Source organism: Lacinutrix jangbogonensis (genome assembly GCF_000797445.1).
In the GTDB taxonomy this organism is placed as follows: Bacteria; Bacteroidota; Bacteroidia; order Flavobacteriales; family Flavobacteriaceae; genus Lacinutrix; species Lacinutrix jangbogonensis.
Genome location: NZ_JSWF01000025.1, coordinates 300788 through 315948, shown reverse-complemented (window position 1 = coordinate 315948; position 15161 = coordinate 300788). Strand labels below are relative to the sequence as shown.

Here is a 15161-nt window from a genome sequence, read left to right as displayed (position 1 = left end):
TTTTAGGCAAATATAATCAATAAGATATTTCATTATCTTTGAACTATAAATTATTCAGGTATGAAGAAAATATTTTTTTTATTTTTTTTAATAGCCTTTAATTATTCTTTTTCGCAAATATCTATAAATGAGAGTTATACGTCTCAAGAGCTTATTGAAGATCAATTAATTGGTAACCCAAATTTCCCGGCTTCTAATTTTATTACAAGCACAGGAACCAATTTTGGCGGTGTTAATGGTCTTGCGGCCTTTAACTCTAATGGAGCCGATATAGCATTTAATCAAGGTATTGTGTTAAGTACTGGTAATGTGTTGTCTATACCAGGACCAAATACAAGTATTCTTAATGAAGGAGGTATGTCATGGTTTGGAGATAGTGATCTTGAAACTATAACAGCAGTTAACAGTACTAGAAATGCTTCTTTTATTCAGTTTGATTTTGTTGCTCAAGTAGAAGCTGTAAGTTTAGATTTTATTTTAGCTTCTGAAGAATATGGTATATTCGAATGTCAATTCCCTGATACTTTCGCCTTTATTTTAACAGATATTACAACAGGAGTATCAACAAATATTGCATTAGTACCAGGTACAATATTACCTATTTCTATATTAAATGTTCGTGGAGGAGGAAACGATAGTTGTGCACCTAATAACGAAGTTTATTTTGATCGCTATAATTATGATACTACTAGCGCAACAGCAAATCCCGATTTTGTGTTACCACAAGATTCTTCTATAAATTTTAATGGACAAACCGAAGTATTTATGCTTATGGGAGATTTAGTAATTGGTAACAATTATAACATTAAAATTGTTATAGCTGATGCTTTAGATAATTTATTTGATAGTGCTTTGTTTGTAAGAAGAAGTTCGTTTGGAGCTTTGCCAACTATGGAGCAAGAACCAAGTGATATTGTAATTCAAGATACAGATAATAATGGGAATTCTGTTTTTAATTTACGAATAAATGAAGCACAAATGCTGGGAAGTGTAGATACGTCTATTTATTCTTTTGATTTTAAATATTACACCACTTTAGCTGATGCAGAAGCAGACACAAATGCTATTGTCAATCCAGAAGCTTATACAAACACATCAGTACTAGAGACTACTTATGTGAACATGAGAAATACATTTACAGGAACACGTATTACTATTGATTTTAAAATTGCTACAGATGCTACATTATTAGATGTTTAAAATTTTGATTTAGTTAAAGTTGAAGTTTATCCAAATCCTGTTACCAATACATTATTTATTAATAATGAAAATAAAAGTATTACTAGAGTTGAAATCTATAACATCCAAGGACAACTAGTAACTTCTCAAACAACAGTAGCAACTAGAAAGGTGGGAATTAATTTTGAGAGCTATTTACAAGGCGTTTATCTAGTAAAATTAATCTCTAATGAGGGAACTACAATTCGAAGAATTATTAAATAAATTTTAACGTATATAGATTGATAGCTTTTAGTGTAAACTAAAGGCTGTTTTTTTTATTTAAAATCACGTTGTCTTTTCGCTTCAAAAATTAAAACTCCTGCAGCAACAGAAACATTCATAGAATCTATAGCACCTTGCATTGGAATACTAATATTTTGCTTTGCTGCTGCTCTCCAAGCTTCACTAAGTCCTGTAGCTTCTGTACCAACAACAATAGCTGTTGGTTTGGTATAATCTTGCTTGTAATACTCTTGTGATTCTTGTAGAATAGCAGAATAGATATTTATTTTTTTAGTCTTTAAAAAGGTAATTATATCCTTGGTTGAGCCCGTTGCAATTTGGTTAGTAAACACACAACCAACGCTAGAACGTATTATGTTTGGGTTGTATAAATCGGTTTTTGGATTTGCAATAATTACAGCATCAACATTGGCAGCATCTGCTGTACGTAAAATAGCTCCAATATTTCCTGGTTTTTCAGGAGCTTCGGCAACCAAAATTAGTGGATTGTTGTTGTTGAAATTTAAATTTTTAATACTGTTTTCTTTACTTTCAGCTATAGCAATAATACCTTCTGTTGTTTCCCGATATGCTATTTTTTGATAGACATCTTTACTAATCTCTATAATTTCAGTATTATCAATAGCTAGGTTTTTTAAATTTTCAGCAGAAAATAATTCAGCATAAAACAAAATACTTTTTAGTGTATAATTGCCTTTTATGGCTAATTCAATTTCACGAGCACCTTCAATTAAAAATAAACCCGTTTTTTTACGTTCGCGAGATTTCTCTTTTAGTAAAACAATTTGTTTTACTAATGCGTTTTGAGTACTGTTTATTTGTTTGTTAAGCATTTAACTAAAGAAAGTCTTATATTTATTACTGAAACAAATTTACGCTAAATACCTTATTTGATACTAAAATTGCTCATCATTTTAAGGCAACTACTTTCGGTGTTATAGATCTATTAATAAACTAGGAAGTAGGAATATCTAATTTTTAGTTGTTATAATAGTATCAATCAATAAACGCAGCCTAATAACAATAACTATGAAAAAAGAATTACTATTATTTTTCGCATTTATATTTTCAGTTTACAGTTTTGCTCAAGTAATCACAATGCAAAACGGAACCTTTACACAATGTGTTGCTACTTTTACAGATTCTGGTGGTGCGAATGCAAATTATGGAAATGATGAGAATTTTGTGCTAACATTATGTCCGGAAATTACTGGAGATTCGGTAGCGCTTATCTTTTCGCAGTTTTCAACACAGTTTCAGGCAGATATTATGACCATATATAACGGAGATAGTTTAAACAGTCCGGTTATTGGTGATTATTCAGGAGGAGGAACAGCACAAAGTCCAGGAACTGTTATTGCAGATAATGCCTCAGGTTGTTTAACAATACGTTATACAAGTGATAGTGTTGGACATACAATAGGGTGGACTGCACAAATTAACTGTATTAATGCTGCTACTTTTCAAATGCACCCAAATTGCGTTGGAGCAACTGCTAGCATTACAGGAGAGCTAGGTGGAACATTTGCTTTTAATCCTATACCAACAGATGGAGTAACTATTGATCCTGTAACAGGAACCGTAACTAATGCAACTCCAGGAGATGCAATTACTGTTGAATATACAACAAATGGTGCGCAACAAGTGTCTAGCACAGAAACTTTTACTGTGCTTTCTGCTCCAATTGCAAATACACCTTCAGATTTAGAAATATGTGATACTGATGCTGATGGTTTTGCAGATTTTGATTTGGATTCTAATAATCAACAAATTATTGGAAACCAAGACCCTAATAGTTTTTATGTATTGCATTTTTTAACTCCAACAGATGCAGCTGCAGAAGTAAATCCGTTAATGAGCCCGTATTATAATACAACCAATCCGCAAACTATTTATGCAATTGTAAAATCTATTGATGGCGAGTGCGTTTCTAATACTGTTACTTATAATTTAATAGTAAATACACTAAATATAAATACACAATCTTACGATCTTATTTCCTGTGGAAATGGTCAGGGAGTTGCTGGTTTTGATTTAACAGTATATGAAAGTCAGATAACAAATGGAGCTTCAAATTTAGGTGTTACTTATTTTGAAAATTTAAGCGATGCGTATAGTAATGCTAATGTTATAGCCAATCCAACATATTTCGAAAATTATAACTCACCATATAATCAAACTATTTTTATAAGAATAGAAGATCCCAATAATGCTTGTTTTTATGTTAGTGATAACACAGCGTTGTATCTAAATGTTAACGACTTACAAGTAAACCAGCCAACGCCATTGGTAGTAGCAGATCTAGATAATGATGGTTTTGCTCAATTTATATTAGAAGATAAATTAAACCAAATTATAGGAAATCTACCTGCTGTAACTGTTACTTTCCATGAAACACAAGCTGATGCCGATAATAATGTTAATGCTTTAATCTCACCATATACAAACATAGTTGCTAATCTGCAAACAGTATATGTAAGAGTTGAGAGTGCTAATAATAATTGTGCGTCTTTTGTAACATTAGACCTAGTTACAGAATATGTTGCCTTTCAAGTTAATCCTGCAACTATTGAAATGTGTGATGATAATAATGCTGTTGGTACAACAATATTCGACTTAACAACAGCAAATCCAGATATACTTAGTGATTTAGTAGCAAGCGATTATACTGTTGCTTATTATGAAGTTTATGACGATGCATTAATGCAAACAAATACTATTACAAATGTCTCCGCTTTTACTGCAAACCCAAATTTACAAACTGTTTATGCAGGAGTTACAGAAACCGCAACTGGTGAATATATAATTACTACTATAAATTTATTAATTAATCAATTACCATTTATCATTTTTGATGATGTTTATTCTATTTGTTCTGGAGACTTAATAGAATTATCACCATACACGTTGCCGCAACAAGACGTTATTTATCAATGGAATAATGGTGAGGATACGCCAACAATAACTGTGCAGCAAACGGGAGATTACACCGTAACAATAACCAATACTATTACTGGTTGTGTTAATATAGGTACAACTACTGTAGATGTGGGTTCTTTTCCAATACTTGGAACAGCAAATAATTTAACATCGTGCGATCCAAATCAGGTTTACAATTTAACATCAACTATTCCACAAATTCTAGACAATCTAAATCCTATCGAATATACTGTTACTTTTTATGAAAGTACTCAAGACGCTTCAGCTGGAACAAATGCTATTCCTAATCCTTCAAGTTATAGTCCACAAAATGCAAATCAGACAATAACAGCTTCTGTAAATTCTGTAAATAATAACTGTTCTTCATTTTCATTTTTCGATGTCATTACAGAAAACTGTCCCGTAACGGTAGTTTGTGGCCAGCCAGTAACTAATTCTTTTTGCTATGATAACAACGAAACTCAACAATATAGTTTTGTAAGTAACGATGGTTCAACATTGTATATCGTTTTTAATTCTGGAACAACAGAAAATGATTTCGATGAACTTATTGTGCTAGATAGTGATGGTACTACAAACTTAAATGCAGATAATCCTTATGGCCTTAATGATGATGGTGACTTAACAGGATTAACATTTACTACAACAGGCACTACAGCAACGGTTTATATAGCATCGGATGGTACTGTAATTGGTTGTACCAATGATGCTATAGATTTTGACGTTTTCTGCGGAAGCAACCTTGGGTTTATAGAAGTTAATGCCTTTTTAGATGATAATAATGATGGCGTTTTTAATGGAAATGACACACCATTTACAAACGGGTTTTTTACTTACGAAGTTAATGATGATGGTAGTATAAATACAGTAAATTCTAATACTGGAAACTTTACTATTGTAAATCAAGAGGAAACAAATAGCTACGATATTACTTTTGCAGCAAATGCAGGTTACGAGAATTGTTTTACTATTCCAACAGCCTTATTCGAAAATGTATCTGTTTTAAATGGAAATACAGTAACCATAAATTTTCCAATTACCGAGCAAATGCCATGCGAAGATTTATCGGTAAATTTAATTCCATTTAGTTCGCCAAGACCTGGATTTAATTATTGGAACGACCTCGTTATAGAAAACTTAGGTTCAACAACAATTACATCTGGAACTATAGATTTTATTCACGATACTATTGTAGACTATGTAAGCGCAATGCCTTTTAGTTCGCAAATATCTGTAATACCATCAGCGACAGGAGCAACAATAAGTTTTACCAACCTTTTGCCTGGAGAGTCAAGAGTCGTTTGGTTTAAATTATATACACCAACAACTGTAACTTTAGGAGAATTTGTAACAAGTTCTGTAGCCTATACAACTGCCGCGAACGATGTTGTTAATGAAAATAACATATCCGTAATTACCCAAGAAGTTATTGGTTCTTTCGATCCAAACGATATTACAGAGTTACATGGACGTGATATTGTTTATGATGATTTTATTACAACAGATGAGTATTTATACTACACAATAAGATTTCAAAATGTAGGAACAGCCGAAGCAATAAATGTACGTATAGAAAATACTGTAGATCCATTATTAGACATAAGTACGTTACAGTTTATAAGAGCAACACACGATGTTGTGATGATGCAAAACGGAAACCAATTATCGTGGACTTTCGATAATATTAACTTGCCTGCGCAATCTCAAGACGACTATGGTAGTAATGGTTACGTTCACTTTAGAATTAAGCCAACAGCAGGTTATGCAATTGGGACTATTATTCCAAATACAGCAGAAATTTATTTCGACTTTAATGCTCCAGTAATAACGAATACTTTTGAAACTGAGTTTATAGAGCAAAGTCTATCTGTTGATGAATTTGGTTCAGATGATTTTGCACTATTTCCAAATCCAGCAACAAGCGTTGTAAATATTAAGTTGAAAAACGTTTCAAGCGGAAATGCTTCTATTGAGGTCATAGACATTCAAGGTAAAATAGTGATGCAAAATACTGTAAATGAAACACTTAAATTTAATGTTAAAAACTTAGAGTCCGGATTGTATTTTGTAAAACTGAAGCAAAACAATAAGCAGACTATAAAGAAATTAATAAAAGAATAATAAGGAGGAAAATATTAGTTAAAAGCTTCAGTTAATCCTGAAGTTTTTTTTGTAATCAATACTTTTATTTTGCGACTTAATTAAAAATTAAACTAAAAGATGAAGAACCAAATACTACTTATGGCTGTATTATTTATAGTTTCGGCTTGTAAGCAAGAAACGAAACCAGTTGTAAACGCCGATTATTCAAAAGAAAAAATGGAAGTAACCACTTCTATATACCCAGAGAATGTAACTAAAATATTGAATGCTCATGGTCAAATAGAACAATGGAATGCGTTTAATACTCTAGTGTTTACGATGAAAAAACCAACAGGAGACGAAATTACAATAACCGACTTAAAAGACAGGCGATCATTAATAGAAACCGATGCTTTTAAAATTGGTTACACAGGAAAAGAAGCATGGTTAATTAATAAAGGAGAACATAAATACGAAGGGAATCCACAGTTTTATTACAACTTAATGTTTTATTTCTATGCTATGCCTTATGTGTTGGCAGACGATGGTATTACTTACGCAAATGTAGAACCATTAAAAATAGATGGTAATGAATATCCAGGCATAAAAATCAGTTATGGAGCTGCCATTGGCGAATCTCCAGAAGACGAATATATTATGTATTACGATGCTCAAACCAATAAGATGGCATGGTTAGGCTATACAGTAACCTATTTTACAAAAGAGAAAAGTAAAGATTGGCATTTTATAAAATATGCCGATTGGCAAACCGTAAACGGAATGGTATTACCTAAAACTTTAGAATGGTACAAATCAGATGGTTTTACAATAGGAGAGAAGCGTAACGATTTATTATTTACAGATATTTCATTATCAAAAGAGAGGCTAGAAGACACTGTTTTTGCTAAGTCTAAAGATGAATAATTATTTCAATAAATTTTAGCAAACCTATTACGATTAATCAAAACAAAGAATTAGTGGTTGGTTGGGGTTTATAAAATTACCACTATACATAACGCGTTCCGCTTCTACCTGCAGACTTGGTTGCATGTCTATTTTTATGTTTTTTAATGATTTTCCAATGTTCGCTGTAGAGAAAACAAGCTGGCCTTGTCTAATCTTGTCAATACTTTTGATATTCAGTTTTTTTCCCATGATTGTGAGAGATATTTTGTCTAGATCTGAGTAGGCGCTGTTAAAATTGAAATCAGTAAAATTTATACTTGAAATATATAAAGGCTGAGTTTTAGTTATCTGTTCTTGTGAAAAGCCTAAAACACTAATCAAAGCAAAGGATGCGAATAAGAAGTTTTTCATAATAATTTATTAATGTTATTCTAAGGGAGTAATATGTTTTTAAACTACTTTTTATATTTTTTGCTATAACGCTTATATAATTCTGTTTGATGAGACTCTAAACTAATATCACGACCTTGAATATAAGCTTTCGAGAGTTTATTGGTACGCATATCTAAAGCATCACCTTCGCTAATAAAAAGTGTAGCGTCTTTGCCAACTTCAAGCGATCCAACTGTATCATCGATGCCTAAAATTTTGGCAGTATTTAAAGTAATTAAACTCAATGCTTGTTCTTTATCTAAACCATAAGCGGCACAAGTTCCAGCTAAAAATGGAAGGTTTCGAGCATTCATTCGTTCCATATCTCCTGCATTTTCTAGACCTACAAGAACACCCGCTTTAACTAACTTGTTAGCTAATTTAAAAGGTAAATCATAATCGTCGTCGTCATTTTTTGGTTTGCTATGTACACGTTGTAATAAAACAGGAATGTTGTTCTGCTTTAGTAAACCACTTACTTTGTGAGCTTCATAAGCTCCAACAACTACAAGGTGTTTAATGTTGTTTGCTTTTGTAAAGTTAATAGCATCTGTAATACCTCTTTCTCCATTAACATGAACGTAAAGTTTTTTAGAACCATCAATAACACCTTGAAGTGCTTCGAAAGGTAAATGTTTAGGTGATTTTGCACTTGCTTGATACGCTTTGCTGTCAGTAAAATAAGCTGTTAATTCTTCAACTTGTTTTTTGTAATTTTTATTTTCTTTAAGCATAGCAGGTTCTCCTAACCACCAGCGACCACGAGAAAATGGGTTTGGCCAATTTAAATGGATACCATCGTCTACTTTAATTGCTGCATCTTCCCAATTCCAAGCATCAAATTGTACTACAGAAGAAGTTCCTGAAATACGTCCACCACGAGGTGTAATCTGTCCCATTAACACACCGTTAGGTCTCATAGATTCTACAACTTTAGATTCTGTATTATAGGCAATTAAACTTCTAATATGTGGATTCATTGTGCCAACTTCATCTACATCGTTACTTGCGCGAACAGCATCGACTTCTACTAAACCTAAAGTCGAATTTGGAGCAATAAAACCTGGGTAGATATGCTTGCCTTGTACTTGCATTATTTTTCCTTGACGCGCAATTTTTGTATTTGCACTGCCAACAAAAGTAATTTTACCTTCGTTGAACATGATTAGGGAATTTTCAATCACTTCACCATTTCCTAAATGCGCTGTTGCACCTTCTATAGAAATAGCTTCTTTTTGTTTAGAGCCTGGTGTTTGCTGTGCTATTGAAATACTTGAAAGCAATAAAGCAAAGGCTAGTAATTTATATTTTAATTTTTTCATTCTAATTATATTTTTTTTCATTTCCGAGAACATGGAAATCTATATTTTTTTATTTAAAATTAATTCAATTTATGAGTAAGCTATCCGAGTAAAACTGAATACTGCCAACTGAAGACTGTTTTCTGCCCACTAAAACTCAGAGTCACAATGAAAATCTGCTTTCACTTTCTTTTCAATTGGTTTTGTTTTTAAACCTTTATTTTTAGCTTGAAGCATTAACGTCGTTAACTCATTTTTCTCTTTTTTAATAGACGCTCGTAATTGTATATCACGATTAATATCGAAATAGGTAACACCTTCAATAATAGTTTTTTCTGCTTTTGCGTAAATAGACATAGGATGATCACTCCAAAGTACAACATCTGCATCTTTACCAATTTTAATACTACCAACACGATTATCGATATGTAATAGTTTTGCAGGATTTAGAGTTACAAATTTCCAAGCATCTTCTTCGCTAACACCTCCATATTTAACAGATTTTGCAGCTTCTTGATTTAAACGTCTTGACATCTCGCCGTCATCACTATTTATAGCAACTGTTACACCCGCATTATGCATGATTGCAGCATTAAATGGTATGGCGTCATTTACTTCGTATTTGTAAGCCCACCAATCGCTAAAAGTAGAACCACCAACACCATGCGCTTTCATCTTATCTGCTACTTTATAACCTTCTAAAATATGAGTAAACGTATTAATGTTAAAATCGAATTTCTCTGCAACTTTCATTAACATGTTAATTTCACTTTGCACATAAGAGTGACAGCTAATAAAACGTTCTTTATTTAAAATTTCGGCAATAACTTCCATTTCAACGTCTTGTCTATAAGGCTTTCCGCTTTTCTTTTTAGTGTCATATTCTTTAGCACGCTGAAAATAATCAGTATAAACCTGTTCCACGCCCATTCTTGTTTGCGGAAAACGTACTTTATTATTGTCTCCCCAATTACTCTGTTTTACATTTTCTCCTAAAGCAAATTTTATAAACTTAGGAGCATTTTTGTAAATTAAGTTATTAGCTGATTCTCCCCATTTCATTTTAATAATTGCAGAACGTCCTCCAATTGGGTTAGCGGAGCCATGTAATATTTGAATAGAGGTAACACCGCCTGCAAGGTTTCTATAAATACCAATATCTTCTGGGTCAATAACATCTTCTTGTGTCACTTCTGCAGTAGAGTTGTGTCCTGATTCGTTTACAGACGATGTTGCAATATGAGCATGTTCGTCTATAATTCCAGCAGTTAGGTGTTTGCCTTTGCCATCAATAACTTGTGCGTTAGCTGCGCTAAGGTTTTGACCTATTTTAGAAATCTTACCTGCTTTAATTAATACATCTGTATTTTCTAAAATGCCATCTTTTTCGTTTGTCCAAACCGTTACATTTTTAAATAAAAGTGTTTTTTGTTTAGGTAAGGTTTTAAAACCATAAGCCATATTAGGATAGGTTACTGGAAAGAATTTTTCAACTTTTTTGGTGTCGTCCTTTTTGTCTTTGTCAACTTTTTTATCATCAGTTTTTTTTGCGTCTACTTTCTTTGTAGCAAAGAAGGTTGTTTCATTTCCATTTGGAAAAATTGCTTTTCCGTTAAAAGCATTTGTATTTTTTATGTTAGCAACTAAACGTATAAATTCCTGTTTAGTGGTATCTATAGTCGAGAAGGTAAGACGCATCCAATCGTCACTTAAACTAATTTTAGCACCTAATTTTTTATCGTTTGCTTTAACTTCAGTTTTTAGTTTTTTAAGTTCGCCTTTAATAGATAGTTCATAATCTGTATTCCCTAAGTTAAACGTGTAATTTCCACGCATATCTAAAGGGTCTATTGGTTTTAATTCGTTCTTCACGCCAGCGACCCAATTTTGATAAATAGTCGTTTTCTTTTCGAATAAATCTCCTGAAGTCACTAAGAAGTTAGCATAAGCGCCTGTCTTTAAGGTTCCTAATTCGTCACTTTTTCCAAGAATTTGCGCTGGAATTGTAGTTAATGCTGCTAACGCTTTTTCCTTAGATAAGCCTGATTCAATAGCTTTTAAAAGATTTGGCATAAACATTTTAGCTTCTTTTAGCTTGTAGGTTGACAAAGCGAAATTCACATTGTTATCTGCTAAAATTTTTGGATTGTATGGTTTCTGATTCCATTCTCGTAAATCTGCTAATGCAACAGAACTTGCTAGAAACGGATTCTCCATGTCGTAAGCAGCAGGAAAGTCTATTGGTATAATAAAGGTTCCGTTAGTTGCTTTTATATCATTTACATATTCGTATTCATCACCACCACCAACAAAAACGTATTGCGTATTAAACTGGTCGCCAATTTTATCTAAACGCAAAGCATTCATTTTACTTCCAGCTTCAATAATTTGAACCTGATTTTTATTTCTATTAAAGGCTTCCAAAGTTCTGTCTGTTTCCTTAGCAGCGCCAGAAGCATACCATTTCGCGTCCATATTTACTTGTCTAAGCAATGCAAAAGAACCCATAATTGAAGTTGGATAGGATTGTCTAGAGGTTACACTTTTACCTGTTCCTAAATACTGTCCAGATTGCTCTTTTAGTATTCTGTTAGCATTAGAACCCTTAGAGTTAAGTGCAATAAGTGTTCCAGTACCACGAATAATACCATCGTTAATATGGGTGTTTACGACACCAAAGCCAGCTTCTAATAATTTTTTAGCTTCTTTATCGTCGTATTTAAAAAGATCAATAGCATTTTGTTCTGCTCTAATATGATCGTTCCAATAGTATCCTTCTCTTCCAGCATCGTATTGTGGACCACGAGAAACAGTTTGTCTTTTAGGTTTCTCTACTCCAAAAGTTGAGTAAATATCAATAAATGAAGGATAAACACTTTTTCCTGTTAAATCTGTTACCACAGCATTTTTTGGAATAGTAATATTACTGCCAACAGATACTATTTTTCCGTCTTTAATAACAAGAGTTCCATTCTCAATAATCTGAGTAGGAGAGACGTGAATTTTAGCATTTGTAATTGCGGTGTAATTTGAGCTTATGGTTTTTACACCATCATTTTTTGGGACATTTTCTTGAGCAAAAAGGTTAATTGTACAAGCAAGAAAGGTAAGTAGTAGCGTTTTTTTAATCATAAGTTAGTTTGAAAAAAGTATTAAGCAATAAATATAAGAATTAGAGTTGTTTCAAAGCAAGTGAATACTGTTAAAGTGTTTTATCCTTTAAGTAATTTACATAAAGCGCAACAACGTAACTGTAGCTTTTCATGCCTCCTTTTTGATTGTTTGCTTCGAGAAAAGTACTGTATGTTATTTGAAATAGAGGTTCTATTGGGTTTTTATGGCTTTCCCAAAATTCGCGAGCTTCTTTAAAGTTTTTTAGAATTCCAGGATTAATTGTTAGTACAAGTGTTTCATACTGCTCTGGGTTTCGCCTATAAATTTCATTTAGGCAATGGCGTAATCCAAAAGTGAAACCAGAATATTTAAAATAAATGTCTTCATTATTGGTAGCTGCTAAAAAGCCAATAAAATTGGCCTCATTTTCTGCTGCGTAACCTAATTGATGAGCCACTTCATGAGCAGCTGTTGTTGGAATTTTAAACACAGGAATCATGCTGTTTATTTGTGCTTCGTTAGACAACGGATTCAAATAACCACTAAATCCCATATATGTTAATGGCAGGCTGAGTAGCGATTTTTTAATACTCGTACCATTATATTCTAAATGCGGAAATGTTTTTTGTAATGCTGAATAGCCTTGTGGAACCATCGACATCACTTCGGATTTAGTATAAGGAAATTCTACTTTTATAGAATCGTTTGTAGTAATTTTAAGATGAATAGCGTTAGATTTTTCGATGAGGCTTTTAGTAACTTCAATAAGTTCTTCAGTGGTATAATCTGCTTTTAAATTTAGATTTTCATGAAGCGGTAATCTGTAATAGTTCATGGCCCAAAATAAATGAAAAGCAATATAGAGAACAGAAATCGCCGAAAACACATCAATCAACCAATTTTTAAAATCTTTACGAATGCGCTTCCTATTAACAATCAGCCATCTTAAAATATAAACAATACTAAATGTGTATATTAAATCTCCAAAAGAAAACGGGATCCATCCTAAAGTATAGCGAAAGAGTTTTGATGTTAATGGGTATAATCCTTTACTATAATAGTCTTCAATAAACTCTGGGAATTTTGCTAATAACTTTACTATTAGAAAAGCAGGAATTATAGAAAGAGCAATTAGTGTTTTTTTGTTTTTCAGCATGACTCAAAAATAGTTAATTTTCTGTTAGACCGCAGTGCTTTTTATTAGAGCACAAGTCTTTTTCGTATTTTTGCCATTCATAAATTAATTTACAACATGAATTCAGAAATAAGAGCTTTAGAACCAAAACAATTGTGGAATAAATTTGCAGATTTAAATGCTGTACCAAGACCTTCTAAAAAAGAAGAGCGTGTGATTGCATTTATGAAGGATTTTGGAGCAAAACTCAATTTAGAAACTATTGAAGACGAAGTTGGTAACGTTATTATTAAAAAACCTGCCACTCAAGGTATGGAAGACCGTATAGCTATTGTTATGCAGTCGCATTTAGATATGGTACACCAAAAAAATGCAGATACTACTTTCGATTTTGATACTCAAGGTATTGAAATGTATGTAGATGGTGACTGGGTTCGTGCAAAAGGAACCACTTTAGGTGCAGATAATGGGCTAGGAGTAGCTACTATTATGGCTGTTTTAGAGAGCACAGATATTGCGCATCCTGCAATTGAAGCTTTATTTACTATAGATGAAGAAACAGGAATGACAGGTGCAATTGGCTTAAAAGGCGGTTTGCTTTCTGGAGGTATTTTATTAAATTTAGATACTGAAGAAGACGATGAAATTGGAGTAGGTTGTGCAGGAGGAATAGATGTAACCGCAACAAGAACATATACTGAAGAAGAAACACCTGAGTTTAAAATAGGCTACCAAATTATTGTAAACGGTTTACAAGGTGGGCATTCAGGAATGCAAATTCATGAAGGTTTAGGAAACGCAAATAAAATAATGAACCGTTTGTTATTTGATGGTTTTGAAAACTTTGGATTACGTATTTCTGAAATTGATGGTGGAAGTCTACGTAATGCTATTCCTAGAGAGAGTAAAGCGATTGTGGCAATTGATGCTATGCATGACGAAGCTTTTACTATTGAAATGGGTTTATTAGTAAAAACCATTCAAGCAGAATTAAAAACTATGGAACCGGATTTAGAAGTGTCAATTTCTAAAACTGATACTCCGGAAAAAATAATGGACTTAGGCGTTCAAGAAGGCATTACGCGTGCTTTATATGCAGCTTTAAATGGTGTATTTAGAATGAGTGCAGATATTCCAGGTTTAGTAGAAACATCAAATAACGTTGCGAGAGTAATAGTTAAAGATGGTGCTATAAAAGTAGGTTGTTTAACACGGTCTTCAGTTGAAAGTTCTAAAGACGATTTAGCAAATACATTACGCGCAACTTTCGAACTTACAGGTTGTGAGGTTGAGTTGTCTGGCGATTATCCTGGTTGGGAGCCAAATATGGATTCTAAAATATTAAAGGTGTTAGACGAATTGTATCAAAAAATAAATGGACAAAAAGCACACATCGCAGCTTGCCATGCAGGTTTAGAATGCGGTATTCTTGGTCAAAATTATCCAGATATGGAAATGATTAGTTTTGGGCCAACCATTAAAGGAGCGCACAGTCCAGATGAACGTGCACAAATTTCTTCAGCTAAAAAATACTGGGAATTTGTATTAGAGATATTGAAGGCTATTCCTAAGAAGTAATTGATGTAATAGTTCAGTTTAATAAGTCAAACCCTAAATAATCGCTATCGATTATTTAGGGTTAATAATTTTAATTTAGATATAAAAATGTAAACATATTTTTTTCTACTTGTTATAGTTATTCAGTCGTTTGTTTCTTTTGGTCAATCGAAAACAAAGGATATTGCACATATCGAAAATTCGGTTTCGGATTTAGTTGTTAAAAATGT

General features: G+C 32.7%; 9 protein-coding genes and 1 pseudogene. 5 read left to right on the top strand and 5 right to left on the bottom strand.

Annotated features, from left to right (window positions below; genetic code table 11):
- Nucleotides 1-60 precede the first annotated feature (60 nt).
- On the top strand, nt 61-1200 hold the full coding sequence (locus RH82_RS08250; RefSeq protein ID WP_034059704.1) for a choice-of-anchor L domain-containing protein: 1140 nt from the start codon (nt 61-63) through the stop codon (nt 1198-1200).
- A gap of 36 nt (nt 1201-1236) precedes the next feature.
- Nucleotides 1237-1443 (top strand): annotated as a pseudogene (locus tag RH82_RS19240) (T9SS type A sorting domain-containing protein); the annotation flags it as partial.
- A gap of 53 nt (nt 1444-1496) precedes the next feature.
- Here RH82_RS19240 and RH82_RS08245 read toward each other — a convergent pair.
- On the bottom strand, nt 1497-2297 hold the full coding sequence (locus tag RH82_RS08245) for a TrmH family RNA methyltransferase (RefSeq protein WP_034059702.1): 801 nt from the start codon (nt 2295-2297) through the stop codon (nt 1497-1499).
- A 196-nt stretch (nt 2298-2493) separates the two neighbouring features.
- On the opposite strand from RH82_RS08245, the gene RH82_RS08240 reads away from it, so the two are divergent.
- Nucleotides 2494-6525, top strand: coding sequence for a DUF7619 domain-containing protein (locus RH82_RS08240; protein WP_081979221.1), 4032 nt, complete (start codon nt 2494-2496; stop codon nt 6523-6525).
- 99 nt (nt 6526-6624) lie between these two features.
- A complete protein-coding gene (locus RH82_RS08235) occupies nt 6625-7410 on the top strand; it encodes a DUF6503 family protein (protein ID WP_034059699.1) in 786 nt (261 codons plus the stop codon).
- Nucleotides 7411-7443: 33 nt separating this feature from the next.
- On the opposite strand, the gene RH82_RS08230 is transcribed toward RH82_RS08235, so the two are convergent.
- From RH82_RS08230 to RH82_RS08215, 4 genes are all read right to left on the bottom strand, one after another.
- Complete coding sequence (locus RH82_RS08230; protein ID WP_034059697.1) at nt 7444-7803, bottom strand: hypothetical protein; 360 nt, start codon at nt 7801-7803, stop codon at nt 7444-7446.
- A gap of 44 nt (nt 7804-7847) precedes the next feature.
- Nucleotides 7848-9146: an amidohydrolase family protein gene (locus RH82_RS08225; RefSeq protein WP_034059804.1), complete on the bottom strand. Its 1299-nt coding sequence runs from the start codon at nt 9144-9146 to the stop codon at nt 7848-7850.
- 129 nt (nt 9147-9275) lie between these two features.
- Nucleotides 9276-12257, bottom strand: a complete 2982-nt coding sequence (locus RH82_RS08220; protein ID WP_034059695.1) for an amidohydrolase family protein — start codon at nt 12255-12257, stop codon at nt 9276-9278.
- 70 nt (nt 12258-12327) lie between these two features.
- A complete protein-coding gene (locus RH82_RS08215; RefSeq protein WP_034059694.1) occupies nt 12328-13395 on the bottom strand; it encodes a DUF3810 domain-containing protein in 1068 nt (355 codons plus the stop codon).
- Nucleotides 13396-13491: 96 nt separating this feature from the next.
- On the opposite strand from RH82_RS08215, the gene RH82_RS08210 reads away from it, so the two are divergent.
- The gene (locus RH82_RS08210) at nt 13492-14952 is read left to right on the top strand and encodes an aminoacyl-histidine dipeptidase (RefSeq protein ID WP_034059693.1); all 1461 of its coding nucleotides are present in this window, start codon (nt 13492-13494) and stop codon (nt 14950-14952) included.
- Nucleotides 14953-15161: the final 209 nt, after the last annotated feature.

What these genes read in the sequence shown, in the direction of transcription:
- RH82_RS08215 (WP_034059694.1), bottom strand. Translation starts at nt 13,395, where the DNA reads ATGCTGAAAAACAAAAAAACACTAATTGCTCTTTCTATAATTCCTGCT.
- RH82_RS08230 (WP_034059697.1), bottom strand. Translation starts at nt 7,803, where the DNA reads ATGAAAAACTTCTTATTCGCATCCTTTGCTTTGATTAGTGTTTTAGGC.
- RH82_RS08245 (WP_034059702.1), bottom strand. Translation starts at nt 2,297, where the DNA reads ATGCTTAACAAACAAATAAACAGTACTCAAAACGCATTAGTAAAACAA.
- RH82_RS08220 (WP_034059695.1), bottom strand. Translation starts at nt 12,257, where the DNA reads ATGATTAAAAAAACGCTACTACTTACCTTTCTTGCTTGTACAATTAAC.
- RH82_RS08210 (WP_034059693.1), top strand. Translation starts at nt 13,492, where the DNA reads ATGAATTCAGAAATAAGAGCTTTAGAACCAAAACAATTGTGGAATAAA.
- RH82_RS08240 (WP_081979221.1), top strand. Translation starts at nt 2,494, where the DNA reads ATGAAAAAAGAATTACTATTATTTTTCGCATTTATATTTTCAGTTTAC.
- RH82_RS08250 (WP_034059704.1), top strand. Translation starts at nt 61, where the DNA reads ATGAAGAAAATATTTTTTTTATTTTTTTTAATAGCCTTTAATTATTCT.
- RH82_RS08225 (WP_034059804.1), bottom strand. Translation starts at nt 9,146, where the DNA reads ATGAAAAAATTAAAATATAAATTACTAGCCTTTGCTTTATTGCTTTCA.
- RH82_RS08235 (WP_034059699.1), top strand. Translation starts at nt 6,625, where the DNA reads ATGAAGAACCAAATACTACTTATGGCTGTATTATTTATAGTTTCGGCT.